The 22022-nt window shown below is 73.5% G+C and carries 20 protein-coding genes; 9 read left to right on the plus strand and 11 right to left on the minus strand.

Annotated features, from left to right (window positions below):
• Positions 1-143 precede the first annotated feature (143 nt).
• A complete protein-coding gene (locus tag ABZ272_RS09425; RefSeq protein ID WP_355049431.1) occupies positions 144-1175 on the plus strand; it encodes a GntG family PLP-dependent aldolase in 1032 nt (343 codons plus the stop codon).
• 75 nt (positions 1176-1250) lie between these two features.
• Here ABZ272_RS09425 and ABZ272_RS09430 read toward each other — a convergent pair whose 3' ends face one another.
• Both ABZ272_RS09430 and pknB read right to left on the minus strand, forming a co-directional pair.
• The gene (locus ABZ272_RS09430) at positions 1251-2117 is read right to left on the minus strand and encodes a deoxyribonuclease IV (protein WP_355049432.1); all 867 of its coding nucleotides are present in this window, start codon (positions 2115-2117) and stop codon (positions 1251-1253) included.
• Positions 2117-4105 (minus strand): Stk1 family PASTA domain-containing Ser/Thr kinase, encoded by a 1989-nt coding sequence (pknB, locus tag ABZ272_RS09435; protein WP_355049433.1) that lies wholly within the window; start codon positions 4103-4105, stop codon positions 2117-2119. Before pknB ends, ABZ272_RS09430 begins: the two co-directional genes overlap by 1 nt.
• Positions 4106-4283: 178 nt before the next feature.
• Here pknB and ABZ272_RS09440 point away from each other — a divergent pair, with 178 nt between their 5' ends.
• Positions 4284-4658, plus strand: coding sequence for an Rv2175c family DNA-binding protein (locus ABZ272_RS09440; protein ID WP_355049434.1), 375 nt, complete (start codon positions 4284-4286; stop codon positions 4656-4658).
• A 148-nt stretch (positions 4659-4806) separates the two neighbouring features.
• On the opposite strand, the gene ABZ272_RS09445 is transcribed toward ABZ272_RS09440, so the two are convergent.
• The 3 genes from ABZ272_RS09445 to ABZ272_RS09455 form a co-directional block, all read right to left on the minus strand.
• Positions 4807-5889 (minus strand): polyprenyl synthetase family protein, encoded by a 1083-nt coding sequence (locus tag ABZ272_RS09445; RefSeq protein WP_355049435.1) that lies wholly within the window; start codon positions 5887-5889, stop codon positions 4807-4809.
• Positions 5890-5898: 9 nt separating this feature from the next.
• Positions 5899-6288 carry a helix-turn-helix domain-containing protein gene (locus ABZ272_RS09450; protein WP_355049436.1) on the minus strand — a complete coding sequence of 130 codons (390 nt, stop codon included), beginning with the start codon at positions 6286-6288 and terminating at the stop codon, positions 5899-5901.
• 200 nt (positions 6289-6488) lie between these two features.
• Positions 6489-7265, minus strand: a complete 777-nt coding sequence (locus ABZ272_RS09455; RefSeq protein WP_355049437.1) for a GntR family transcriptional regulator — start codon at positions 7263-7265, stop codon at positions 6489-6491.
• Between the two features lie 676 nt (positions 7266-7941).
• Between ABZ272_RS09455 and metF the strand changes: the two genes are divergently transcribed.
• Positions 7942-8859, plus strand: coding sequence for a methylenetetrahydrofolate reductase [NAD(P)H] (gene metF / locus ABZ272_RS09460; RefSeq protein ID WP_355049438.1), 918 nt, complete (start codon positions 7942-7944; stop codon positions 8857-8859).
• 21 nt (positions 8860-8880) lie between these two features.
• The gene (locus ABZ272_RS09465) at positions 8881-9594 is read left to right on the plus strand and encodes a CDP-alcohol phosphatidyltransferase family protein (RefSeq protein WP_355049439.1); all 714 of its coding nucleotides are present in this window, start codon (positions 8881-8883) and stop codon (positions 9592-9594) included.
• Between the two features lie 70 nt (positions 9595-9664).
• On the opposite strand, the gene crtI is transcribed toward ABZ272_RS09465, so the two are convergent.
• From crtI to ABZ272_RS09495, 6 genes are read right to left on the minus strand one after another with little or no spacing between them, the layout of a single operon-like run.
• On the minus strand, positions 9665-11152 hold the full coding sequence (gene crtI, locus ABZ272_RS09470; RefSeq protein WP_355049440.1) for a phytoene desaturase family protein: 1488 nt from the start codon (positions 11150-11152) through the stop codon (positions 9665-9667).
• A gap of 12 nt (positions 11153-11164) precedes the next feature.
• Entirely contained in the window at positions 11165-12292 is a 1128-nt protein-coding gene (locus tag ABZ272_RS09475; protein ID WP_355049441.1) for a glycosyltransferase family 2 protein, read from the minus strand.
• The gene (locus ABZ272_RS09480) at positions 12289-13149 is read right to left on the minus strand and encodes a carotenoid biosynthesis protein (protein ID WP_355049442.1); all 861 of its coding nucleotides are present in this window, start codon (positions 13147-13149) and stop codon (positions 12289-12291) included. Before ABZ272_RS09480 ends, ABZ272_RS09475 begins: the two co-directional genes overlap by 4 nt.
• Positions 13146-13697 (minus strand): GNAT family N-acetyltransferase, encoded by a 552-nt coding sequence (locus ABZ272_RS09485; protein WP_355049443.1) that lies wholly within the window; start codon positions 13695-13697, stop codon positions 13146-13148. The genes ABZ272_RS09480 and ABZ272_RS09485 overlap by 4 nt, the downstream gene beginning before the upstream one ends.
• Positions 13694-14431: a monooxygenase gene (locus ABZ272_RS09490; protein ID WP_355049444.1), complete on the minus strand. Its 738-nt coding sequence runs from the start codon at positions 14429-14431 to the stop codon at positions 13694-13696. The genes ABZ272_RS09485 and ABZ272_RS09490 overlap by 4 nt, the downstream gene beginning before the upstream one ends.
• The gene (locus ABZ272_RS09495; RefSeq protein ID WP_355049445.1) at positions 14428-14916 is read right to left on the minus strand and encodes a YbaK/EbsC family protein; all 489 of its coding nucleotides are present in this window, start codon (positions 14914-14916) and stop codon (positions 14428-14430) included. Before ABZ272_RS09495 ends, ABZ272_RS09490 begins: the two co-directional genes overlap by 4 nt.
• 453 nt (positions 14917-15369) lie before the next feature.
• Between ABZ272_RS09495 and ABZ272_RS09500 the strand changes: the two genes are divergently transcribed.
• The 5 genes from ABZ272_RS09500 (at position 15370) to ABZ272_RS09520 (ending at position 21953) form a co-directional block, all read left to right on the plus strand.
• Positions 15370-15819: an SAV_6107 family HEPN domain-containing protein gene (locus tag ABZ272_RS09500; RefSeq protein WP_234589090.1), complete on the plus strand. Its 450-nt coding sequence runs from the start codon at positions 15370-15372 to the stop codon at positions 15817-15819.
• Between the two features lie 96 nt (positions 15820-15915).
• The gene (locus ABZ272_RS09505; RefSeq protein WP_355049446.1) at positions 15916-16641 is read left to right on the plus strand and encodes a hypothetical protein; all 726 of its coding nucleotides are present in this window, start codon (positions 15916-15918) and stop codon (positions 16639-16641) included.
• Positions 16638-18464 carry a DNA polymerase Y family protein gene (locus ABZ272_RS09510; RefSeq protein WP_355049447.1) on the plus strand — a complete coding sequence of 609 codons (1827 nt, stop codon included), beginning with the start codon at positions 16638-16640 and terminating at the stop codon, positions 18462-18464. Before ABZ272_RS09505 ends, ABZ272_RS09510 begins: the two co-directional genes overlap by 4 nt.
• Complete coding sequence (locus ABZ272_RS09515; protein ID WP_355049448.1) at positions 18457-18588, plus strand: hypothetical protein; 132 nt, start codon at positions 18457-18459, stop codon at positions 18586-18588. Before ABZ272_RS09510 ends, ABZ272_RS09515 begins: the two co-directional genes overlap by 8 nt.
• A complete protein-coding gene (locus tag ABZ272_RS09520; RefSeq protein WP_355049449.1) occupies positions 18588-21953 on the plus strand; it encodes an error-prone DNA polymerase in 3366 nt (1121 codons plus the stop codon). The genes ABZ272_RS09515 and ABZ272_RS09520 overlap by 1 nt, the downstream gene beginning before the upstream one ends.
• Positions 21954-22022: the final 69 nt, after the last annotated feature.

Below are 22022 nucleotides of genomic sequence, written 5' to 3' on the forward strand. Positions count from 1 at the left end.
CCGCAGTCGGCAGCCGAAAGGACGACAGTGGCTGACGCGAGGAGTGAGCTTGCGAGCCCCGCAGTCGGCAGCCGAAAGGACGACAGTGGCTGACGCGAGGAGTGAGCTTGCGAGCCCCGCAGTCGGCAGCCGAAAGGACGACAGTGGCTGACGCGTTTGTCGACCTGCGTTCCGACACGGTGACCCGGCCGACCGCCGGGATGCGCGAGGCGATGGCCGCCGCCGAGGTCGGTGACGACGTCTACGGCGAGGACCCCACCGTCAACGCGCTGGAGGCGCAGGTCGCCGCGCTGTTCGGCCACGAGGCGGCGCTGTTCGCCCCGAGCGGGACGATGGCCAACCAGATCGCCCTGCAACTGCTCGTGCCGCCCGGCGAGGAGTTGCTGTGCGACGCGGACGCGCACGTCGTCACGTACGAGATCGGGGCCGCCGCCGCGTACGGCGGAATCTCCTCGCGGACCTGGCCGACCGTCGGCGCGGACATCGACCCGGAGGTGGTCGCCCGGATGATCCGTCCGGACGGCTTCTTCGCCGTGCCCACCCGCGCGATCGCCGTCGAGCAGACCCACAACCGGGGTGGCGGCGGCGTGATCCCGCTGGACACCCTGCGAGGGCTGCGCGGCGTCGCCGACGACGCGGGGGTGGCGCTGCACTGCGACGGCGCCCGGATCTGGCACGCGCACGTCGCCGACGGGGTGTCGCTGACCGAGTACGGCGGACTGTTCGACACACTGTCCGTCTGCCTCTCCAAGGGGCTCGGCGCGCCGGTCGGCTCGCTGGTGGTGGGCAGCGCGGAGAAGATCGCTCGGGCCCGGATGATCCGCAAGCGGATGGGTGGCGGCATGCGCCAGGCCGGCATCCTCGCCGCCGCCGGCCGGTACGCGCTCGCGCACCACGTCGACCGGCTCGCCGAGGATCACGCGAGGGCGGCCCGGCTCGCCGAGGCGGTCGCGCCGTTCGGGGTGCTCGCCACCACGGTCCGCACCAACCTCGTTCCGCTGGACCTGACCAAGCACGCGCTGGACGCCCGCGCCCTGGCCGCCGCCGCGCGCCAGGAGGGCGTACTGATCTCGGTGCTCGGCCCCCGGACCGCTCGCCTGGTCACCCACCTGGGCCTGGACGACGAGGGCCTGGACCACGCGCAGCGGGCCCTGACCAAGGTTCTGTCCGGCTGACCCGACATCTTCCGCGTTGATCAAGAGGTTCGCGTCAGAATTCGGCTTCCGGATGACGCGAACCTCTTGATCACCTCAGGGGTTGAGGCGGGTCAGGGTTTCTATGTCGGCCTTGTGGCCGAGCTGCTTCTCGCTCGGGGTCTCCACCACCACGGGGACGCCGGCGGTGGCCGGATGGGCCATCAGCTCGGCGAACGCCGGCTCGCCGATGGTGCCCTTGCCGATGTTCTCGTGCCGGTCCCGGGTGGAACCGCACAGATCCTTGGAATCGTTGGCGTGCACCAGCCGCAACCGGTCGGCTCCCACGGTGGCCACCAGCGTGTCGAGGGTCGCGGTCATGCCGCCCTCGGCGGCCAGATCATGCCCCGCCGCCCAGGCGTGGCAGGTGTCGAAGCAGACGCCGAGCATCGGATGCCGGTCCACCGCGTCGAGGTAGGGCCCGAGCTGCTCGACCCGCGAGGCGAGGGAACGGCCGCCACCGGCGCTCGGCTCGACCAGCAGCATCGGTCCGCCCGCCTCGGCCGTCCAGTCGAGCAGGGGCAGCAGGTCCCGACGGACCTGCCGCATCGCCTCCTCGGCGTACCCCTCGTCGACCGCGCTGCCGGCGTGGAACACCACCGCACGCGCGCCGATGGCCACGCCCCGGCGCAGCGCGTGCGCCAGTGTCAGCGCCGACTTCTCGACGGTCGCCGGGGTGGGTGAGCCCAGGTTGACCAGCAGCGAGGCGTGGATGAACGCCGGGATGCCCCGCTCGACGCAGCCGTCGCGGAACAGCGCGTCCTGCGCCGGGTCGCCCGGTGGCAGCGCCCAGCCCCGCGAGTTCGAGACGTACACCTGCACGGCTGCGGCGCCGGTCGCGTCCAGGTACGGCAGGGCCGCCCTGGCCAGCCCGCCGGAGGTCGGGGTGTGCGCGCCCACCGGGCGCGTGGTGTCCGCCGTCATCAGAAGCACGTGAGGGTGACCGGGGTGCCCGGGGGCACCTGCGAGTTCTCGCCCGGGGCCTGGATCCGGACCGTGGCGTTCGGGTTGAGCACGATCGTCACCGGGTAGCCCTGGCTCTCCAACACCTGCTTGGCCTGCTGGCAGGGCAGGTCGATCATCCGGGGCACCACGACCAGCGGCGGTCCCTTGCTGATCTCCAGCTTGACCTCGGTGCCCTTCTCCACGCCCCCACCGTCGGCCGGGCTCTGGCCGAGGATCTCGTCCTTGGGCTTGTCGGAGTCCTTGAAACTCTCCACCGGGACCAGGCCGAGCTGGCCCAGTTTGGTGCGCGCCTCAGCCAGGCTCTTGCCCACCAGGTTCGGCACCGTCACCGGCGCCCGGCCACGGCTCAGGATCAGCGTGATCTTCGTGCCCGGCTTGACCTCGGCGCCCACCTTCGGGTTGCTGTCCAGGACGACGCCGGCCGGCAGGGTGTCGTCATAGCGGGGCGTGCCCTTGGCGACCACCAGTTGGGCGTTGACCAGATCGGCCTCGGCCAGCTCGTACTCCTTGCCGATCACGTCCGGCACGGGGAAGCGCTCCGGGCCCAACGAGAGGGTCAGGGTGATCGTGCCGCCCTTGACGATCTTGCTCGACGACGCCGGGCTCTGCCCCAGCACGCTGTCCTTCGGGGCCTTCTCGTCGAAGCGGGGCTCCCCGTACGCCAGGGTCAGACCGGCGCGCTCGGCCTGGGCCTGCGCCTCGGCCTTGTTCAGGCTGACCAGTTGCGGGGCGGACGTGTAGCGGCCGACGCCGAACCACCAGCCACCGAGCGCGGCCACCAGGCCCAGCGTCACCACCACGGCCGCGAAGGCCAGGCGACCCTGGGAACTGCCCAGGATCCTGGTGCGCAACTCGGCGAACCGCGCGGCCAGACCCTCGGCGGGCTCCGGTGCGGCCCGCCGACGACCCGGGCCCTGCGCACCGCCCTCGGGCAGCCGAGCCCAGGTCGGCCGTTGCGCCGGGCGGATCGCGGCGACCATCATCGTCGGCTGGGAGGCCGGCGGCTCGTCGGTGATCCGCCGCAGGACGGCGGTGCTGGTGCTGTTGACGTTGACCAACTGGTCCCGGGCCACCTGGACCTCGGCCAGCAGCGCGCCGGCGTCGGCGGGCCGGGCGGACGGGTCACGCCGGGTGGCGCGCTGCACCAGGGCGTCGAGGGCCGGCGGCAGGCCGGGCACCAGCGTCGAGGGCGCCGGCACGTCCCGGTCGACGTGCTGCCAGGCGACGTCCACGGGACGGCCCCCGTCGTACGGCACCCGACCGGTGAGCATTTCGAACAGCACGATGCCGGCGGAGTAGACGTCGGTACGCGGATCGGCCCGACCCTCGGTGACCAGCTCCGGGGCGACGTACGCCACGGTGGCCATCAGTTGGTTGCCCTGCTCGTCGTCGGCGCTGGCCTCGACCGCGCGGGCGAGCCCGAAGTCGGCCACCTTGACGACGCTGTCCACCAGGTTGGCGACACCGCCGGTGGGCGCTTCGGCGACCAGGACGTTCTCGGGCTTGACGTCGCGGTGCACGAGGCCGGCCCGGTGCGCGGCGGCGATCGCGGCGAGCATCTGCTCGGCGATGGCCAGCGCCTCGTCCGGGTTGAGTCGGCGTCGTTCGGCCAGCACGTCGCGCAGCGTGCGGCCACGGACGTACTCCATCACCAGGTACGGCAGGCCGGCGTGGGTGCCCTGGTCGTAGACCGCGACCACGTTCGGGTGGGTCAGCCGGGCGATGGTCTTGGCCTCGTCGGTGAACCGGGCCACGAAGTTGGCGACCCGGGCCCGCGCCTCGGGCGCCTGGGTCGGGTGAATGATCTTGACTGCGACGGTGCGCTCGAGGCGCTCGTCGGTGGCGGTGTACACGGTCGCCATGCCACCACGGGCCACGCGACCGCGAATGCGGTAGCGCCCGTCGATAAGCGAGCCCAGCAACGTGTCGGCGACCTGTGTGTCCATCGGCAGGGAGTCTATGTGTCCAGGGGGTGAGAGTTGAACAGGATGCTACAGCCCGAGGACGTACCGGTCCGTCCCGTCGTGGGCCGGCGCCCCGGCACCAGCCCTGATCCGCTGCTCACCGACGGTGCGTGTGGGGTGCCGATGGCTTCCGCCGCCGACGGCGTGGCAGGGTGATCGGGTGACCGAATCCGTACCCGACCCCGAGCTCGCCGGCCCCACCGACCCGTCCGGCTGGCTCACCCTGCCCGACGTCGCCGAGCGGCTCGACGTGTCGATCAGCAAGGTCCACCAGATGATCCGCGACCGGGAGCTGTTGGCGGTCCGCCGCGACGGCGTACGCCGGATACCCGCGGACCTGGTGGCCAACGCGACAGTTATCAAACACCTGCCCGGGGTGCTCAACCTGCTGGCCGACAACGGCTACGACGACGAGGCGGCCATGCGCTGGCTCTACGAGCGGGACGACACGCTCCCCGGCAACACTCCCGCCGCGGCCCTCTCCGGCGACCAGGCCCGCGAGGTCAAACGCCGCGCCCAAGCCCTGGGCTTCTAACCGACCCGCGTGGTGTGGGAAGCCCCCAGGCCCACACTGCGCCGATCTTGCACTTTGTGTTGCCGTGATGGGCTGGTCTGCCCCTTATGTCGCCACCGAAAGTGCAAGATCGACGCAGCGTGGGACGGGGACGGGGACAGGCAGGGGGTTAGTCGGCTCGGCGGGTGGCGGCTATGGCCAGGTCCACCAGGGCCTGGCGGGCCTCGGTGTCCAGGTCTACGGCACTCAGGGCGGCCAGGGCCATGTCGGTGAGCGTCACGATGCGCTGCTCGGTGCGGGTCAGGGCCCCGCTCGCCTGGATCAGCTCGCGCAGGCGGGCCACACCCTGCTCGTCCAGGTCCGGGTTGCCGAGCTGACCGAGCAGCAGCTCCCGGCCCGCGTCGTCGGTGGTCTCCACGGCCGCCGCCACCAGGTAGGTGCGCTTGCCCTCGCGCAGGTCGTCCCCGGCCGGTTTGCCGGTCTGCGCCGGGTCGCCGAAGACCCCCAGCACGTCGTCGCGGAGCTGGAACGCCTCACCCAACGGCAACCCGTACGCCGAGTAGGTCGTCCGGACCTCCTCGCCCGCGTCGGCCAGCGCGGCGCCGAGCAGCAGCGGACGCTCGACGGTGTACTTCGCCGACTTGTACCGGGCCACCTTGCCGGCCCGCTCCAGCGAGGTGTCCCCGGTGGCCTGGGTCAGCACGTCAAGGTACTGCCCGACGGTGACCTCGGTGCGCATCTCGTCGAAGACCGGCCGGGCCCGGGCCAGCGCCCGCAGGTCCAGGCCGGCGGAGTGCAGCAGCTCGTCGGACCACACCAGGCACAGGTCGCCGAGCAGGATCGCGGCGGCGTCGCCGAACCCGTCCGCGTCGCCACCCCAGCCCGCCGCCCGGTGCCGACTGGCGAACCGCCGGTGCACCGCCGGCTCGCCCCGCCGGGTGTCGGAGCGGTCCATCAGGTCGTCGTGGATGAGGGCGCTGGCCTGCACGAACTCCAGCGCCGCGAGCGCGGTGAGAACCTCGTCGCCGTCCACCCCGCCGGCGCCTCGGAATCCCCAGTACGCGAACGCCGGGCGCAGGCGCTTGCCGCCACCGAGCACGAACGCCTCGATCGCCTCCGCCACCGGAACGAGGGCCTGGTCAACCAGGGTCAACCGGGCCCGTTGGCCGGCCAGGAACTCGGTGAGCGCCTCGTCGACCCGCTGCCGCAGGCCGGCGCGGTCGACGGGGGACACGGGAGCAGCATGGGTCACGCCACGACGCTAGCGGGTCGCCACGGCCCGCGCCCCACCGCCACGCGTACTCCCGCCGGCCCGGCCGCCACCTGCCCGCCCGGCCGGCCGCGTTCCCGTCACGCCGCGCCGGCCCGGCCCGGCGGCCGCGGGCGGTCCGGTCTGCCGGGCGCGCACGGCCGCCTCGGTGAGCACCATCGGGGGTACGTCCAGCACGACGGCGAGCCAGCCGAGCCAGAATTCACCGGGTACGCGTCGCTGCCGCTCCCACCGGGAGACCTCGTTCCGACTCAACGTCGGCACGCCTGCGGCGGCGCACAACTCGGCGGCGGCCCGCCGCTGGCTCCACCCCCGGGCCAGCCGATGCCGGACCAGCAGTGGCCCGAGCTGCGTGCGGTACGGCGGTGCGGGCGAGGTCATGGGTCCTCCCGGCGGGACGTCGACGCGGTGACGTCCGCCCGTGCAGAACGGGCCGGGCGCACCTCGGCTGCGTGACCCCCGCGCCGGAAACCGGGCCGCCCCCGCCGCCCCTCCCGCGCCCCCCATTCCTACCTTCGGGGTACGACGACTTCCCCGTCAGACCCGGTTGGAAATTGTCTCAGCTCAAGAGCAGAGTCGGTTCACGCGAGGTCGATCCAATAGTCCAGCTCCACCAGATCCGCACGCCTGACGATGTGCGCCACCTCGACCACGCGGTCACCGACATACGTCTGTCGAGTAATCACTACGACGTGAACGCCGCCAGGGATCTGCAGAGCCTCAACCTCATCCAGAGTGGGCATTCTCCATCGTGGCCGCTCACGTATGGCAGTGATGGTGTGCCCAAGGCTGTAGAGCTGTGAGGTGTTGCCACCCGGCCAGGGCTCGTTGTCCGGGTCGGCTACCGGAGTGCCGGCGACCATGTCGAGCAGCAGTGACGAGACGGACATCTGTTGCGGCACGCCGTGAGTACGGAACAGGAAATGGCGCTCCAGCAGCATCGTCCCTTGCTCCACCCCGAACAGCTCGGCCATGGGCTCGGTAGCCGGCACCTCGACGAAGCTCCTGTCGAGGCTGTAGGCAGACCACTCGACCTGCTGATCAGCGGTGAAGGACGTTCCGAGCTGGCCGCTGCGAACCTGCTCCAGCTCCTTGCGGTACCTCTCGGAGGCGAGTCGACGCACGGGCATGTTCGGACGGGCGTAGGTGCCTCGTCCAACCTCTGTCATCACCAAGCCCTCTGCCCGCAGTAGCGTCAGCGCTTCACGAACGGTCCCGCGTGCGACTGCGAACTCGGCCATCAAGGTCGATTCACTGGGCAGCAAGGAGCCGGGAGCGATCACGCCGGCCTCGATCCGGTGGCGTAGCTCGTCAGCAACCTGCCGGTAGCGCCGCGGCTGTGGGTGCGGGGTAGGCACGCCCGTCACCGTACTCCGGATCTTCCCGACCGCTTGTTCGCCATGACACGACATTACCTGTCTGGACAGGCTGACTAGACAGGTTTACGGTTGCAGTGTGGCCGGCACGCTGAGTGATCTAGGGGTAGGCACTGCGTGTCGGCCACCCAAGCAATCGGGAGGCAGCTGATGGATCGATGGAAGCGCCGCAGCCGGCGGGACGGCCGCCATGATGCTTGAGGAGATCAGGCCCGAGCCACCGTTCCCTGTGATCATGGCCGGTTTCGTAGTGGATCTGCACATCCGCAAGACCTGCCCACGCTGCCGACAGGATGGCTGTACGAAGCTCAGAGCCGCTGGACTCACCCTGAAGCTCTGGCGCGCTAGGAAGCAGCCGTGAAGGCCGGTGATGTCCTGCGGCTCGATCGGAAGGTCAGCGTTCAATTCATGATCCCGATAACCGTCCGGGTCATCAGAAGGCTCGACTGGGTCACCTACGACGGTTGGTGCTGGCTCGACTGTTACCAGCTCGACCGCAGAGGTGACGCCATCGCCAGACGTTCGCTGTTTATCCGACCCGAGTTTGTGGAGTCCGCCGCAGGCGGCCCGGCCGCGCCGCAGGACCGGGATCGACCGACTCGTGGGCGACGGTGGGAAGCTCCTGGGTCCCGACGGCGCCGCCCGCTAGAGTCGGGTCGTGGCGCTCGGTCTTCCCTCGGTACTCCCCAATCCGCAGCCGGCGATCGGGGCGCTCATCCGTGACCGTCAGCCGACGTTCTCGTTCGAGTTCTTCCCGCCCAAGACCGAGGCGGGGGAGCGGCTGCTCTGGCAGGCGATCCGCGAGCTGGAGTCGCTGCGCCCGTCGTTCGTGTCGATCACGTACGGCGCGGGCGGTTCGACCCGGGACACCACCGTGGCGGTGACCGAGCGGATCGCCACCGACACCACCCTGCTGCCGATGGCCCACCTGACCGCCGTCAACCACTCCGTGGCCGAGCTGCGACACGTCATCGGGCGGCTCGCCGGGGTCGGAGTGCGCAACGTGCTGGCGGTGCGCGGTGACCCGCCCGGCAACCCGGGCGGCGAGTGGGTCCGGCATCCCGAGGGCGTCGACTACGCCGAGGACCTGGTCCGGCTGGTCCGTGACTCCGGCGACTTCAGCGTCGGCGTGGCGGCCTTCCCGTACAAGCACCCCCGTTCGCCCGACGTGGCCAGCGACACCGCGCAGTTCGTCCGCAAGTGCCGGGCCGGCGCCGAGTTCGCGATCACCCAGATGTTCTTCGAGGCCGACGACTACCTGCGCCTGCGTGACCGGGTGGCCGCCGCCGGCTGCGCCACCCCGATCCTGGCCGGGGTGATGCCGGTGACCCAGATCGGCACCATCGAGCGGTCCGTGCAGCTCTCCGGGGCGCCCTTCCCGCCCGCGCTGGCGGCGCGTTTCGAGCGGGTGGCCGACGATCCGGAGGCGGTGCGCCAGCTCGGCATCGAGCAGGCCAGCGAGATGTGCCGCCGGCTGCTGGACGAGGGCGTCCCCGGAATCCACTTCATCACCCTCAACCGGTCCACCGCCACGCGGGAGGTCTGGCAGAACCTCAAGGCCGGCGCGCGGGTGTGAACGCGGAGTCGGCGACACCTGATGCCCGGCACGACGGTTGATCCTCAGGTGGGCACACAGCTGAACTGGGACCAGTACGCCACGGCGTGGGCGCGGCTGCACGGCGGGTTCGACCCACGGGTCGCCGCGCCGGTGGTCCGCGCCTGGCTGCGGTTCGCCTACCACGTCGGGTACGTGCTGGGCCGGCTGCGGATCGGCCCCACCCCGGTCACCGTCGTCGGGGTGCTGCTCTGCTTCTGCGTACCGTTGCTGGCGACCCGGCCGGGCGACGGCCCGTTCCTCGGCGCGTTGTTCGTGCTGCTCGCCGCCGTGGCCGACAGTGTGGACGGCGCCGTGGCCGTCGCCACCGACCGCACCACCCGGCTCGGCTACGTCTACGACTCGCTGGCCGACCGGCTCGGCGAGGTGGCCTGGCTGCTCGCGTTCTGGCTGGTCGGCGCGCCGGGCGCGCTGGTCGTCGCGGCCGGCGCGCTGTCCTGGCTGCACGAGTACGTCCGGGCCCGCGCGGCCCTGGCCGGGATGCGTGAGATCGGCGCGGTGACCGTCGGCGAGCGACCCACCCGGGTATCGGTCGCGCTGGCGGGTCTGGTGGTCGCCGGGCTGGCCGGCCTGATCGAGCCGGAGCTGGCCGCCGGCACCATCACCATGGCGACCGCGGTCTGGGTGCTGCTCGCCGGCTTCGGGCTGGGGCAGTTGCTGTCCACCGTCCGCCGCGCGCTCCTCGACGCCGGCTGATCTCCGACGGCGTTAGCAAGGGGCCCTTCCTCTACCGCAGGCGTTAATAAGGTGCCCTTCCTTACGCCGGCTACCAGGCGGGGCCGATCTCCTCGGCGACGATCTGCGCGGAGAGGGTCACCATCGGCAGCCCGCCGCCGGGGTGGCTGGAGCCGCCCACCAGCCACAGTCCGTGCGCCGGGCCCCGGTTGGCCGGGCGGAGCAGACCGCCGGCGGTGCCGTAGATCGCGCCGCCCGGCGCCCCGGTCGCGGTGTCCAGGTCGGCCGGGGTGCGCACCTCGCGGAACAGCAGCCGGTCCCGCACGTCCACGCCGCGCTCGGCCAGCACCTCCAGGATCCGGTCGGCGTACGCGTCGGCGAGCCCCGGGCGTCGCCAGTCGACCGCCCCACCGGCGGTGCCCTGCCGGGCGGCGTTGACCAGCACGAACCACGCTTCGTGCCCGGCCGGTCGGGCCATCGGGTCGTCGGCCACGGTGACGAACACCGTCGGGTCGGCCGCCGGCCGGGCCCGTACGCCCCGACCCGGGTCGCCGAAGACCGCGTCGAACTCAGCGTCGTAGTCGCGCGGGAAGAAGACGTTGTGGTGGGCCAGCCCGGTGTCGCCGGAGACGCCGAGCAGCAGCACGAACCCGGCGAGGCTGCGGTCGGCCAGGCCGGCCAGCCGGCGCGGGTGCGGCAGCAGGTCACGGTAGACGGTGAGGGCGTCCACGTTGGCCACCACCACGTCGGCGGGCACGGGCGCGGCGACACCGGCGAGGCGTACCCCGTGTACCCGGCCGCCGGTCGCGTCGATCCGGGTGACCCGGGTGTCGGTCTGCACGACCACGCCGAGGTCCAGGCAGCGGGTCAGCAGCGCGTCGGCGAGCGTGCCCAGCCCGCCGCGCAGGTACCAACCGCCGAAGGCCAGCTCGGCGTAGGGGACCGCGACCAGCGCCGCCGGTGCCCGGCGTGGGTCGGCGCCGGTGTAGGTGGCGTACCGGTCCAGCAGCATCCGCAGTCGCGGGTCGGACAGGTGCCGGCGGCCCAGGCCGCGCAGGGTGCGGCCCGGCGCGATGGCGGCCAGGTCGCCCAGCCGCCAGGCCAGCGAGGCCAGGTCGCGGGGGGAGTCGACGGTACGGCGCAGGATGTCCCGCGAGGACGCCTCCCACACCCGCGCGGCGCGCCGCCACAGCCGCTGCCAGTCGGCCGCCGCCCGGTCACCGAGGGCGGCCCCGATCCGCGCGGCGAACTCCGTCGGGTCGGCGCACGAGTCCAGGGTCGGGCCGCCGCCTCCGAAGACGTGCCGGACGATCGGGTCCAGCGGGACCAGGTCCAGGTACTCGTCGAGCTTCGCCCCGGTCGCCTCGAACAGGTCGTGGAAGACCTCGGGCAGCGTGAGCAGGCTCGGTCCGGTGTCGAAGTGGAACGACCCGGCCGGGGTGTCGTGCGCGTACCGGCCGAGCTTGCCGCCGACCCTGTCGGCGGCCTCGAAGACGGTCACCTGGTGTCCGGTGGCGGCCAGCCGGGCGGCGGTGGCGAGGCCACCCACCCCGGCGCCGACGACCACGATCCGCGCCATGCCGTGCCCTCCCTAGCTGACCGGACGGCCCCGCCAGGTGAGGCGGCGTCGCTTCCGCAGATGGTACGACCGCACTGTCAACCAACCGAGGACCACGACCGACACGGGGTGTGCGAGCGCGTCGGGCCACCACCGGCCCCCGGTCGCGCGGGCGGTCAGCACCCGCCCGGCCACCCCGAGCAGGTAGCCGGCCAGGCCCACGGTGGCCACCCCCGGCGCGCCGGCCACCAGACCCCCCAGCGCGACCAGCGGCGGGGCGGTGTAGAGCAGCAGCAGCGCCGCCACCACGGCCGCCGCCGCGCCCGGGTGCCCGAACGACGCCCACAGCGACTTCGAGTACCCGTCGCGCAGTTGCGGCCAGTCGTCGTACATCCGGCAGGTGGCCAGCCGCGAGCCGTCGGCCAGGGCGATCCGTCCGCCGGCCCGCTTGACCGCCCGGGCCAGCTCGACGTCCTCCAGGATCTTGTCGGCGACGGCGGCGTGCCCGCCGGCGGCGGTGTAGCCGGCCCGGTCCACCACCAGGAACTGGCCGCCCGCCGCGGCCAGCGACGGCCGCGCCGAGCGTTCCATCGCCCGCAGCGGCAGAAAGGTCAGCCAGAGCCACTGCAACAACGGCTGGACCAGCCGGTCGGCCGCCGTCGACACCACGATCCGGGGGTACGGCGACAGCAACGTCGCGCGGGCGGCGCGCAGCTCGGTGACGGCGGCCGCCACGGCGTGCGGGGCGAGCACCACGTCGGCGTCGACGAAGACCAGCGCGGTGGCCTCCGGGGCGGCCCGGGTGGCGAGCTGCCAGCAGGCGTGCGGCTTGCCCAGCCACCCTGGCGGCGGGGCGACCCCGGTGAGCACGGTGACCCGGGGGTCGTCGCCGGCCACCGCGCGGACCACGTCGGCGGTGCCGTCGGTGGAGCCGTCGTCGAGGACCACGACACGCAGCCCGGGCACGCCGCGCTGGGCGAGCAGGGCACGCAGGCAGGGCGTGACGCGGGTGGCCTCGTCGCGCAGCGGCAGCAGGACGGCCACCGACTCGCCGACCTCGTCCGGTGCGTCGGTGGGCCGGCGCAGCCAGCGGGCCGCGTTGACCCAGGTGTGCGCGGTCAACGCGGCAACGGCGACCAGCAGGACGGACAGGACGGTCATCGGGTCGCGTCGACGCCGGTACGGTCCGGCCGGTGATCCTCCTGGCGGGTCCCGCCGTTCCGGCGGGCGCGCAGCAGCGTCACCGTCAGCGGCACGGCGGTGACCCCCATGCCGGCGGCGCCCCAGAGCGCCGAGGCGGGCAGGTCCAGGAAGACGGCGTGGGCCAGGATGCTGGAGAAGTACGTCCACAGGTAGAGCGCGACCATCGGGTGGTCCCGCCGGTCGGTGCGCTCGGCGGTCGGACCGGCCAGCGGGCGCAGCGCGCTCATCAGCAGCACGGCGAAGAGCAGCCAGCCCAGGTAGTTGCTGACCGGGATGCCGGTCAGGCCGGGCAACGCTCCGGTGGCGTCGCGCCAGATCCAGTAGCCCTCGGCGACCATCTGCGGGTCGAGGAAGAGGTCCCACGCCGCCAGGCCCACGGCGGCCAACGCGATCCTGCCCACCCACCGTCCGACGGTCGAGCCCCTGCCGTCGTCGGTCGGGGCGCTGCCGCCGCCGGTCAGGCGGACCGCGGCCAGCCAGGCCGGCCAGGCCATCCAGGTCCACGCCAACGGAATGATCAACGGCACCCCGGCCAGCTTGGGACCCAGCTCGCCCGAGTAGTCGTAGCTGCCGAACGGCACACCGGTGGCCACCCCGATCGCCTCGATCGTGAACCCACCGCCGGTGGCCACCGCGACCAGCGCCGCCGCCACCCGGGGGCCCCGACTGAGCAGCGCGTGACCGACCGAGAGCAGCCAGCCGAGCACGACGGTGGCCACGGTCAGCCCGGCCCGGGTCGTGCCGGTGGTCAGCGGGTAGCAGATCTGGGCGAACACCAGGACGCCGAGCAGCGCCCAGGAGACCCGCCGGGTCATGACGCCGGGGGATCGAGCGGCAGATCCCGGCCGAGTACGCCGAACGGCCGCTCGTCACCCGGGAAGTGGAAGTCGCGCAGCACGTCGACGAAACCGAAGCGCCGGTACAGCCGCCAGGCCCGCGAGGTCTGCTCCTCCGCCTCCGGGGTGGACAGCAGCGTGGTGTCGCCCTCGGCCATCGTGAGCAGCGCCCGCAACTGGCCGGCGCCCAGGCCGTGCCCCTGCGCGGGTGGGCGGACGTGCAGCTCGACCACCTCGAAGCAGTGGGTGAGCCAGCGCTTGCGGGTCGGCCCGTCCAGCGCCCGGTGCACCTGGTCGTGCCACCACTGGCCGGCGCTGCCCAGATAGCCGTACCCGAAGCCGGCGAGGTGACCCTCGCTGGTCAGGCTGGCCACGGCCCGGAACCCCGGTCGGCGGACGTGGGTGGCGATGTAGCCGCGCCGGGCCTCCAACAGGTCGGTGCGGTATCCCATCGCCTCGCCGTAGACGGCCACCACATCGTCCAGTCGTCGGACGAGGTCGTCCGGCGTCCAGCGCACCAACCTCATGCCCGTCCACCCTTCACTGTCGCCTGGTCGCCGTCGGCGACCCACCCGAGGACCGTCCGGTCGCCGACCACGTCGCGTACCTCGAACCGGGCGAACAGCTCCTCGGCGTACCAACCCGCGGTGGGGGTTCGCATGATCGCCGCCCGATGCTCCGGGTGACGGTACGCGAACGCCACCAGGTCCGTCGGGTCGCGCCACACGCTGACCGTGCCCTGCCAGCCCAACGGGGCCTCACCCACGCCGAACCGGGCGAGCAACCCCGGCGCGTCGCGCAGGGCCGCCGCCACCGGCGGGATCGCCCGCCAGAAGGTGGCCGCCCGACGTGCCCGCAGCCGGGCCCGCGTCAACGCCAACACCGGCCCGGCCACCCGACCGCCCGGTGGTTCGCCGAACGGCCGCTCGCCCGACCACTCGCCACGGCTGCTCAGCGGACGCAGGTCGACCCGGACCTGCGCCTGGGCGATGCGCGCCCAGGCCCGCCCGACCGGCGAGTCGTCGAAGCCGGCCGCCGCGGCGGGGGAGTCCCAGACGGTCAGCGCCGCCCACCTGGTGAGGTCGGCGTCACCGGGGCCGAAGCCGGTGCCCGTCCCGGTGCCCAGCAGCTTGCCGAACCGGACGCCTGGCAGGGCGCGCAGCCGACGCGGATCCACCGCCATCCTCATCAGCGCCCGCGGCAGCGCGCTCCGGGCGGTCCGCCACACGTGCAGGGTGACCAGCTCCGGTACGGCGTTCACGCCACCTCGGCGGGGGTGCCGGCGGTGACGCGCAGCAGTTCGGCGTAGGTGGTCGGGAAGACCGCCTGCGGTACGCCGCCCGCCGCCCAGATCTGCGGGTACGGCGCCAGCGCGGTGTCCACCAGGGTGCGCAGCGCCCGAGGGTGCCCGAGCGGGGCGACCCCGCCGATCGGCTGGCCGGTGTGCTCACGGACGAACTCCGGGGTGGCCCGGCGCAGCCGGGTGACCCCGATGGACGCGGCCAGACCGGCGGTGTCCACCCGGTGCGCGCCGGAGGTGAGCACGAGCAGCGGCGCGTCGTCCGCGTCGAAGATCAGCGAGTTGGCGATCTGGCCCACCTCGACGCCGAGCGCCTCGGCGGCGGCCGCCGCGGTGTGCACCGCGTCGGGCAGGAGGCGGACCGTGCTGGGCTGACCGGTGTCGTCGAGCGCGCCAGCGCCGTCCAGCGCGTCCTGCACCGCCCGTACGTTCGGGTGTGGCTGCATCCCGTCATTCTTCCCGGTCCGTGTGCGCCGGTTCACCCCGGCACACGTCACGGCGAGTCCTGGCGCGTCACACGTTGCATTTTCGTCGGAGGGGAGGTGTACTGTCAGCAGCAGTTAGAACGAGTGTTCGATTGCCTCGTACGCTCGTTCCAACCAGCCGGAGCGCGGCGTTTCGCGGCGCCAGTTCCGGCCGGTGCGGCTCCGCGGGCCGCACCTGGGTTTCCGGGCAGTCGCGAGCCCGGTCCCATCAGGCAGGAGCGTCGCCCGCCGCCCACGACCCCCGGGCGGCGGGCGACGAACCCGCCGGTACGCCGGCCGGGTGTGGTGTGGGGAAGCATCCACACCCGGCCGGCCACCCCCGGTGCGTCTTCCTCCGCACCCACCCGACCTCGGCGTCTCGTCGGCGGCACCATCGCCCCGACCGACGCCCCGGCCACGTGGAGGAGACAGTCCATGCCGACCAACCCGGCTCAGGCACCGACGGTGCCGGCGCACGTGCTGCCGCACCGCACCCCTGCCCAGCTCCTCACCCTGGCCCGCCGTGGGCTGGTCGAGGCCGGCCAGACCCGACCCGACGGCCTGCGCTACGCGGCCGCCCACCTGGCGGCGCTGCGCGCGGCGGCCGCCCTGCTCGCCGCCCGGGCCCGTCCCGCCCCGAGCCGGCGCAACCGGATCACCAGCGTCTGGGTGCTGCTCTGCGCCGTCGCCCCCGAGCTCGACGAGTGGGCCCGGTTCTTCGCCGCCGGGGCCAGCAAGCGCGCCGCCGCCGAAGCCGGCATCCCCCGGGTGGTCAGCGCCCGGGAGGCCGATGACCTGCTCCGCGCCGCCGAACAGTTCGTCACGGTGGTGGAGACCGCGCTCGGCGTGGCACACCAACCAGCCCTGGACGGCCTCGCGGCGTGAGACCGCCGGGACGCCGGCCGCCTGGAAGGGAAGCCGGGCGGCCGGCGTCACGGTGCGGCCTGATCTGTTCCACAGCAACGACGGGGGGTTGGTCCGATGGCGGGCCGCATGGTGGTGGGTTCCGCCGCGCTGGCCGATCTGGTACGCCCGGCGAGCGCGCCCGATCCGGTGGGCGGCCACCGCGTGCTACCGGTGACGCCGGAGCTGACCGGCCTGTTGCCCAACCGGGGTCTACGCCGGGGCAGCACGATCGCTGTCGCCGCCGGTCAGCCCCGCCGCAGTGGGGGCACCTCGCTGGTGCTCGCGCTGCTGGCCGAGGCGTCCCGGGCCGGCTCGTGGTGTGCGGTGGTCGGGGTGCCGACGTTCGGCGCGGGCGCGGCGGCCGAGCTGGGCATCTCCCTGGACCGGCTCGCCCTGGTGCCGAATCCGGGTCCCGAGTGGGCCACCGTGGTCGCCGCGTTGATCGACGGGGTGGACGTCGTGGTCACCGCCGTACCGGCCGCGGTCTCCGCCTCGGTCGCCACCCGGCTGGCCGCCCGGGCCCGGCAGCGCGGCAGCGTGCTCGTCCCGTACGGCCGGTGGGACGGCGCGGACGTGACGCTGCAGGTGGTCCGCGGGGTCTGGGAAGGGCTCGGTCAGGGTCGGGGGCGGCTGCGCCGCCGGGAGGTCACCGTGTCGGCGCGCGGGCGGGGAGCAGCCGCCCGCCCCAAGGAGATCAAGGTCTGGCTCCCCGACGCCGAGCTCACCCGCGTCATTCCCCGGACGGTGCGATCGACCGTGGGCCGACCGTCCGGGCCGCTCGCCCTGGTCGGGTCGGGGTGACCGGCTCGCCGACCCGGACCCTGCTGCTGTGGTGCCCGGACTGGCCGGTGCTCGCCGTCGAGATCGTCGACGGGATACCAGCCACCGGCCCGGTCGCCGTACTGCACGCCAACCGGGTGGTCGCCTGCTCCGAGCGGGCCCGCGCCGAAGGCGTACGCCGAGGGCTGCGCAAGCGGGAGGCGCAGGGTCGTTGTCCGCAGCTCACCGTCGTGGACTACGACCCGGGCCGGGACGCCCGGGCGTTCGAGCCGGTGGTCGCCGCGTTGGAGGAACTGGTGGCCGGTGTCGAGGTGGTCCGGCCGGGCGCCTGTGCGGTTGCCGCCCGGGGCCCGAGTCGCTACCTCGGCGGTGAGGAGACGGCCGCCGAGCGGCTCATCGAGCACGTCGCCCAGTCGTGTCTGGTGGAGAGCCAGGTGGGCATCGCCGACGGGGTGTTCGCCGCGGGGCTGGCCGCCCGCACCGGCCGGGTGGTGGCGCCGGGTGGGACGCCGGCGTTCCTGGCCGGGATGCCGGTCGAGGCGCTCGGTCGGTCCGCGCTGGCTGACCTGCTGCGCCGGCTGGGGGTGCGGACTCTCGGTGACTTCGCCGCGCTACCGGCCGGCGACGTACTGGCCCGCTTCGGGTTCGACGGCGCGCTGGCCCACCGGCTGGCCGCCGGCCGGGACCACCGCCCGCTCGCCGTCCGGCAGCCGCCGGCCGACCTGACGGTGACCGCCGGGTACGACGATCCGATCGACCGGGTCGACGCGGCGGCGTTCGCCGCCCGTGCCCTGGCCGAGCAGTTGCACGACCGGCTCGCCGGGCACGGGCTGGCCTGCACCCGACTCGGCATCGAGGCGGTTACCGAGCACGGGCAGGAGCTGCACCGGGTGTGGCGGCATGACGGTCTGCTCACCGCCGCCGCCATCGCCGATCGGGTGCGTTGGCAGCTCGACGGCTGGCTCTCCGGCAGCAACGGTCGCGCCGGCGCCCGCCCGGCCCGCCCGACGGCCGGCATCATCCGACTGCGGCTGATCCCGGACGGGGTGGTCGCCCAGGCCGGCCTGCAGACCGGCCTCTGGGGGGAGACCGGCGAGGAGCGGGAGCGGGCGCACCGGGCGTTGAGCCGCGTACAGGGCATCCTCGGCCCGGAAGCGGTGGTCACGGCGGTGCTCGGTGGCGGGCGTTCCCCGGCTGACCAGGTGCGCCTCGTGCCGTGGGGCGACGAGCGGCTCCCGGCCCGACCCGGCCCACCGGCCCATCCCGGCCCACCGGCCGTTGCCGGCGCGGCCATGGGTGCCGGTGCGGACACCGGCGCAGGCGCGGGCATGGGCATGGGTGCGGGCGCGGGCATGGGTGCGGGCGCGGGCATGGGTGCGGGCGCGGGCATGGGTGCGGGCGCGGGTAGGGGTGCGGGCGCGGGCATGGGTGCGGGCGCGGGTAGGGGTGCGGGCGTGGGCGCTGGTGCTGGTGGCGGTAGCGGTGCTGGTTCCGCGGCCGGCCGGGGTGGGGGTATCCCGCCGTGGCCGGGTCGGCTGCCGCCGCCCGCGCCCGCCGTGGTGCTGCCCAGCCCACTCGCCGCGACCGTGCACGACGCCGCCGGCGAGCCGGTGGTGATCAGCGCGCGGTTGGCGGTGAGTGCCCCACCGGCCCGACTGGTGGTCGGCACCGGTCAGCCGGCGGAGATCGTGGGTTGGGCCGGGCCGTGGCCGGTGGACGAGCGCTGGTGGGCGCCGGCCGAGGCCCGCCGCCGGGCCCGGTTCCAGGTGAGTCTCGCCGACGGTGCCGCTCTGCTGCTCGCGGTGGAGTCGGGGCAGTGGCTGGTGGAGGCGATCTATGACTGAGCGTTCAGCCGGCCATGATCGACTCGACTTCCCGGAAGCTGGGGTGTCCCACCTCTTCGGACAGCCCGACTTCCGGGACGTCGAGTGGATCAATCCGGTTGCGGTCGGTCTGGGGGCGATCTGATGAGCTTTCACAACCCGAAGATGCCCTGGTCGGAGCTGGAGAGCGTGCTCTCCGGCCGGGCCGGCGGCGGGCGGCCGCGCGCCGAGCGGCACCTGCACGTGGTGGATCCGCTCGCCGTGGACGCCGACGGCGGTGACTCGCCGGCCTGGAGTCGCCACCGCGAGCGGTACGAGCCGCCGGAGCTGGCCCGTCCCGACGGCGTGGTGCCCTACGCGGAGCTGCACGCGCACACCAACTTCAGTTTCCTCGACGGCGCGAGCCACCCCGAGGAGTTGGCCGAGGAGGCGGCCCGGCTGGGGCTCACCGCGTTGGCCGTCACCGACCACGACGGCTTCTACGGGGTGGTCCGGTTCGCCGAGGCGGCCCGGATGCTGGGCCTGCCGACCATCTTCGGCGCGGAGCTGTCGCTCGGGCTGCCCGGCCCGCAGAACGGCGAACCCGACCCGCACGGCGCGCACCTGCTGGTGCTGGCGCACGGCCACGAGGGGTACGCCCGGCTGGCGACCACCATCGCCCGCGCCCAGTTACGTGGTGGGGAGAAGGGCCGCCCGGTCTACGGGGAGCTGGAGGAGGTCGCCGCCGAGCTGAAGGATCACGTGCTGGTGTTGACCGGCTGTCGCAAGGGGCACGTGCCGGGGGCGCTGCTCACCGAGGGGGTGGACGCGGCGGCCCGTGAGCTGGACCGGTTGACCGCGCTCTTCGGCGCGGAGACGGTGGCGGTGGAGTTGACCGACCACGGTCATCCGGTCGACGCCGACCGCAACGACGCGCTCGCCGAGCTGGCCGCCGCGGCCGGGCTGCCGACGGTGGCCAGCAACAACGTGCACTACGCCAGCCCTGGCCGGCGTCGGCTGGCCACCACGGTCGCCGCGGTGCGGGCCCGGCGCAGTCTGGACGAGATCGACGGCTGGTTGCCCGCGGCGGCCACCGCCCACCTGCGCAGCGGCGCGGAGATGGCGGCGCGGTTCGCCGCGTACCCGGGCGCGGTGGCGCGGGCCGCCGAGTTCGGCGCCGAGCTGGCCTTCGACCTCCAGCTCGTCGCGCCGCAGCTGCCGGCGTACCCGGTGCCGCCGGGGCACACCGAGATGAGTTGGCTGCGCAAGCTGACCGCCGACGGGGCACACGAGCGTTACGGGCCGCCGCAGGCGCACCCGGCGGCGTACGCGCAGCTCGACCACGAGCTGAACATGATCGAGGAGTTGGGCTTCCCCGGTTACTTCCTGGTGGTCTACGACATCGTCTCGTTCTGCCGCGAGCAGGACATCTACTGCCAGGGGCGGGGTTCGGCGGCGAACTCAGCGGTCTGCTACGCGCTGCGGATCACCAACGTGGACGCCGTCCGGCACCGGCTGCTCTTCGAACGGTTCCTCGCCCCGGAGCGGGACGGCCCACCGGACATCGACGTGGACATCGAGTCCGACCGGCGCGAGGAGGTGATCCAGCACGTCTACACCCGCTACGGCCGGGAGCACGCCGCGCAGGTCGCCAACGTTATCTCCTACCGGCCCCGGTCCGCGGTGCGGGACGTGGCCAAGGCGTTCGGCTTCTCACCCGGTCAGCAGGACGCCTGGAGCAAGCAGATCGACAGGTGGGGCTCGGTCGCCACGGTCGACGTCGAGGGCATCCCGGAGCAGGTGGTGGAGTACGCCAACGAGCTCCAGACGTTCCCCCGGCACCTGGGTATCCACTCGGGCGGCATGGTGATCTGCGACCGTCCGGTGATCGAGGTCTGCCCGGTGGAGTGGGGGCGGATGCCCGGACGCAGCGTCCTGCAGTGGGACAAGGACGACTGCGCCGCCGTGGGCCTGGTGAAGTTCGACCTGCTCGGCCTGGGCATGCTCTCCGCCCTGCACTACGGCTACGACATGATCGGGTCCCGGCTGGATCTCGGCGACATGACGCTCGACGATCCCGAGGTCTACGACATGCTCTGCCGGGCCGACTCGGTCGGCGTGTTCCAGGTGGAGAGTCGCGCCCAGATGGCCACCCTGCCCCGGCTCAAGCCCCGCGAGTTCTACGACCTGGTGGTCGAGGTGGCGCTGATCCGTCCCGGCCCGATCCAGGGCGGTTCGGTGCACCCGTTCATCCGGCGCAAGAACGGTCAGGAGCCGGTGACGTACGCGCACCCGTTAATGCGTAACGCGTTGGAGAAGACCCTGGGGGTGCCGCTGTTCCAGGAGCAGTTGATGCAGCTCGCCATCGACCTGGCCGGGTTCGACGCGGCCGAGGCCGACCAGCTGCGCCGGGCGATGGGCGCGAAACGGTCGGTCGAGCGGATGACCCGCATCGCCGACCGGCTCTACGCCGGGATGGCCGAGCGGGGCATCACCGGCGAGCTGGCCGACGACGTCTACCGCAAGCTCACCGCGTTCGCCAGCTACGGCTTCCCGGAGAGCCACGCGATGAGCTTCGCCTACCTGGTGTACGCCAGCTCGTGGCTCAAGCGCTACCACCCGGCCCCGTTCCTGGCGGCGCTGCTCAACGCCCAGCCGATGGGCTTCTACTCGCCGCAGACCCTGGTCGACGACGCCCGCCGGCACGGGGTGGAGGTCCGCCGTCCGGACATCAACGCCAGCGGGGCCCTGGCGGTGCTTGAGTCCACCCCGGACACCCGGTGGGGCAGCGAGCCGGGGGAGCCGCCGCACGCCTGGGGGCTGGGCGGTCCGGCCGTCCGACTGGGGCTGTCCAGCGTACGTACCCTCGGGTCGGACGTGGCCGAGCGGATCGAGGCCGAGCGGACGGTCGGTGGGGCGTACCGTGACATGCCGGATCTGGCCCGGCGGGTCGGCCTGACCGCCGCGCAGCTGGAGGCGCTGGCCACCGCGGACGCCTTCGCCTGTTTCGGGCTGACCCGGCGGGAGGCGCTGTGGGCCGCCGGCGCGGCGGCCCAGGACCGACCGGGCCGGCTGCCCGGCACGGTGACCGGCGCGGCGGCGCCCACGCTGCCCGGCATGGAGGCCGTGGATCGGCTGGTAGCCGACGTGTGGGCCACCGGGTTGTCGCCGGAGAGTCACCCGGCCCGGTTCATCCGGGGGCAGCTCGACGTGCTGGGCGCGGTGCCGATCGCCCGGCTCGGTCGGGTGGAGCCGGGCCAGCGGATCCGGGTCGGCGGCATCGTCACCCACCGACAGCGCCCGGCGACCGCTGGTGGGGTGACCTTCCTCAACCTGGAGGACGAGACCGGGATGTTGAACGTCACCTGTTCACCGGGTCTGTGGCAGCGTTATCGGCGGGTGGCCCGCACCAGCGCCGCGCTGGTGGTCCGGGGGCGACTGCAACGCCACGAGGGAGTGACCAACCTGGTCGCCGACCGGCTGGACGCCATTGAGCCGCCGGTCAGTCCCGCATCCCGCGACTTCCGCTGAACAGTGATCCACATTACGGTTTCTGTCGCCGCGGAGCGGGAGACTCGTCCTGAGCGGGCAGAGCGGCCC

It is taken from the genome of Micromonospora sp. NPDC005979, assembly GCF_040614415.1.
Taxonomy (GTDB): domain Bacteria; phylum Actinomycetota; class Actinomycetes; order Mycobacteriales; family Micromonosporaceae; genus Micromonospora.

Bases quoted from the DNA above. Each gene is read 5' to 3' on its own strand.
- ABZ272_RS09430 (WP_355049432.1), bottom strand. From the start codon at position 2,117: ATGACGGCGGACACCACGCGCCCGGTGGGCGCGCACACCCCGACCTCC.
- pknB (WP_355049433.1), bottom strand. From the start codon at position 4,105: ATGGACACACAGGTCGCCGACACGTTGCTGGGCTCGCTTATCGACGGG.
- ABZ272_RS09450 (WP_355049436.1), bottom strand. From the start codon at position 6,288: ATGACCTCGCCCGCACCGCCGTACCGCACGCAGCTCGGGCCACTGCTG.
- ABZ272_RS09465 (WP_355049439.1), top strand. From the start codon at position 8,881: ATGCCCGGCACGACGGTTGATCCTCAGGTGGGCACACAGCTGAACTGG.
- crtI (WP_355049440.1), bottom strand. From the start codon at position 11,152: ATGGCGCGGATCGTGGTCGTCGGCGCCGGGGTGGGTGGCCTCGCCACC.
- ABZ272_RS09475 (WP_355049441.1), bottom strand. From the start codon at position 12,292: ATGACCGTCCTGTCCGTCCTGCTGGTCGCCGTTGCCGCGTTGACCGCG.
- ABZ272_RS09480 (WP_355049442.1), bottom strand. From the start codon at position 13,149: ATGACCCGGCGGGTCTCCTGGGCGCTGCTCGGCGTCCTGGTGTTCGCC.
- ABZ272_RS09485 (WP_355049443.1), bottom strand. From the start codon at position 13,697: ATGAGGTTGGTGCGCTGGACGCCGGACGACCTCGTCCGACGACTGGAC.
- ABZ272_RS09495 (WP_355049445.1), bottom strand. From the start codon at position 14,916: ATGCAGCCACACCCGAACGTACGGGCGGTGCAGGACGCGCTGGACGGC.
- ABZ272_RS09500 (WP_234589090.1), top strand. From the start codon at position 15,370: ATGCCGACCAACCCGGCTCAGGCACCGACGGTGCCGGCGCACGTGCTG.
- ABZ272_RS09505 (WP_355049446.1), top strand. From the start codon at position 15,916: ATGGCGGGCCGCATGGTGGTGGGTTCCGCCGCGCTGGCCGATCTGGTA.
- ABZ272_RS09515 (WP_355049448.1), top strand. From the start codon at position 18,457: ATGACTGAGCGTTCAGCCGGCCATGATCGACTCGACTTCCCGGAAGCT.
- ABZ272_RS09520 (WP_355049449.1), top strand. From the start codon at position 18,588: ATGAGCTTTCACAACCCGAAGATGCCCTGGTCGGAGCTGGAGAGCGTG.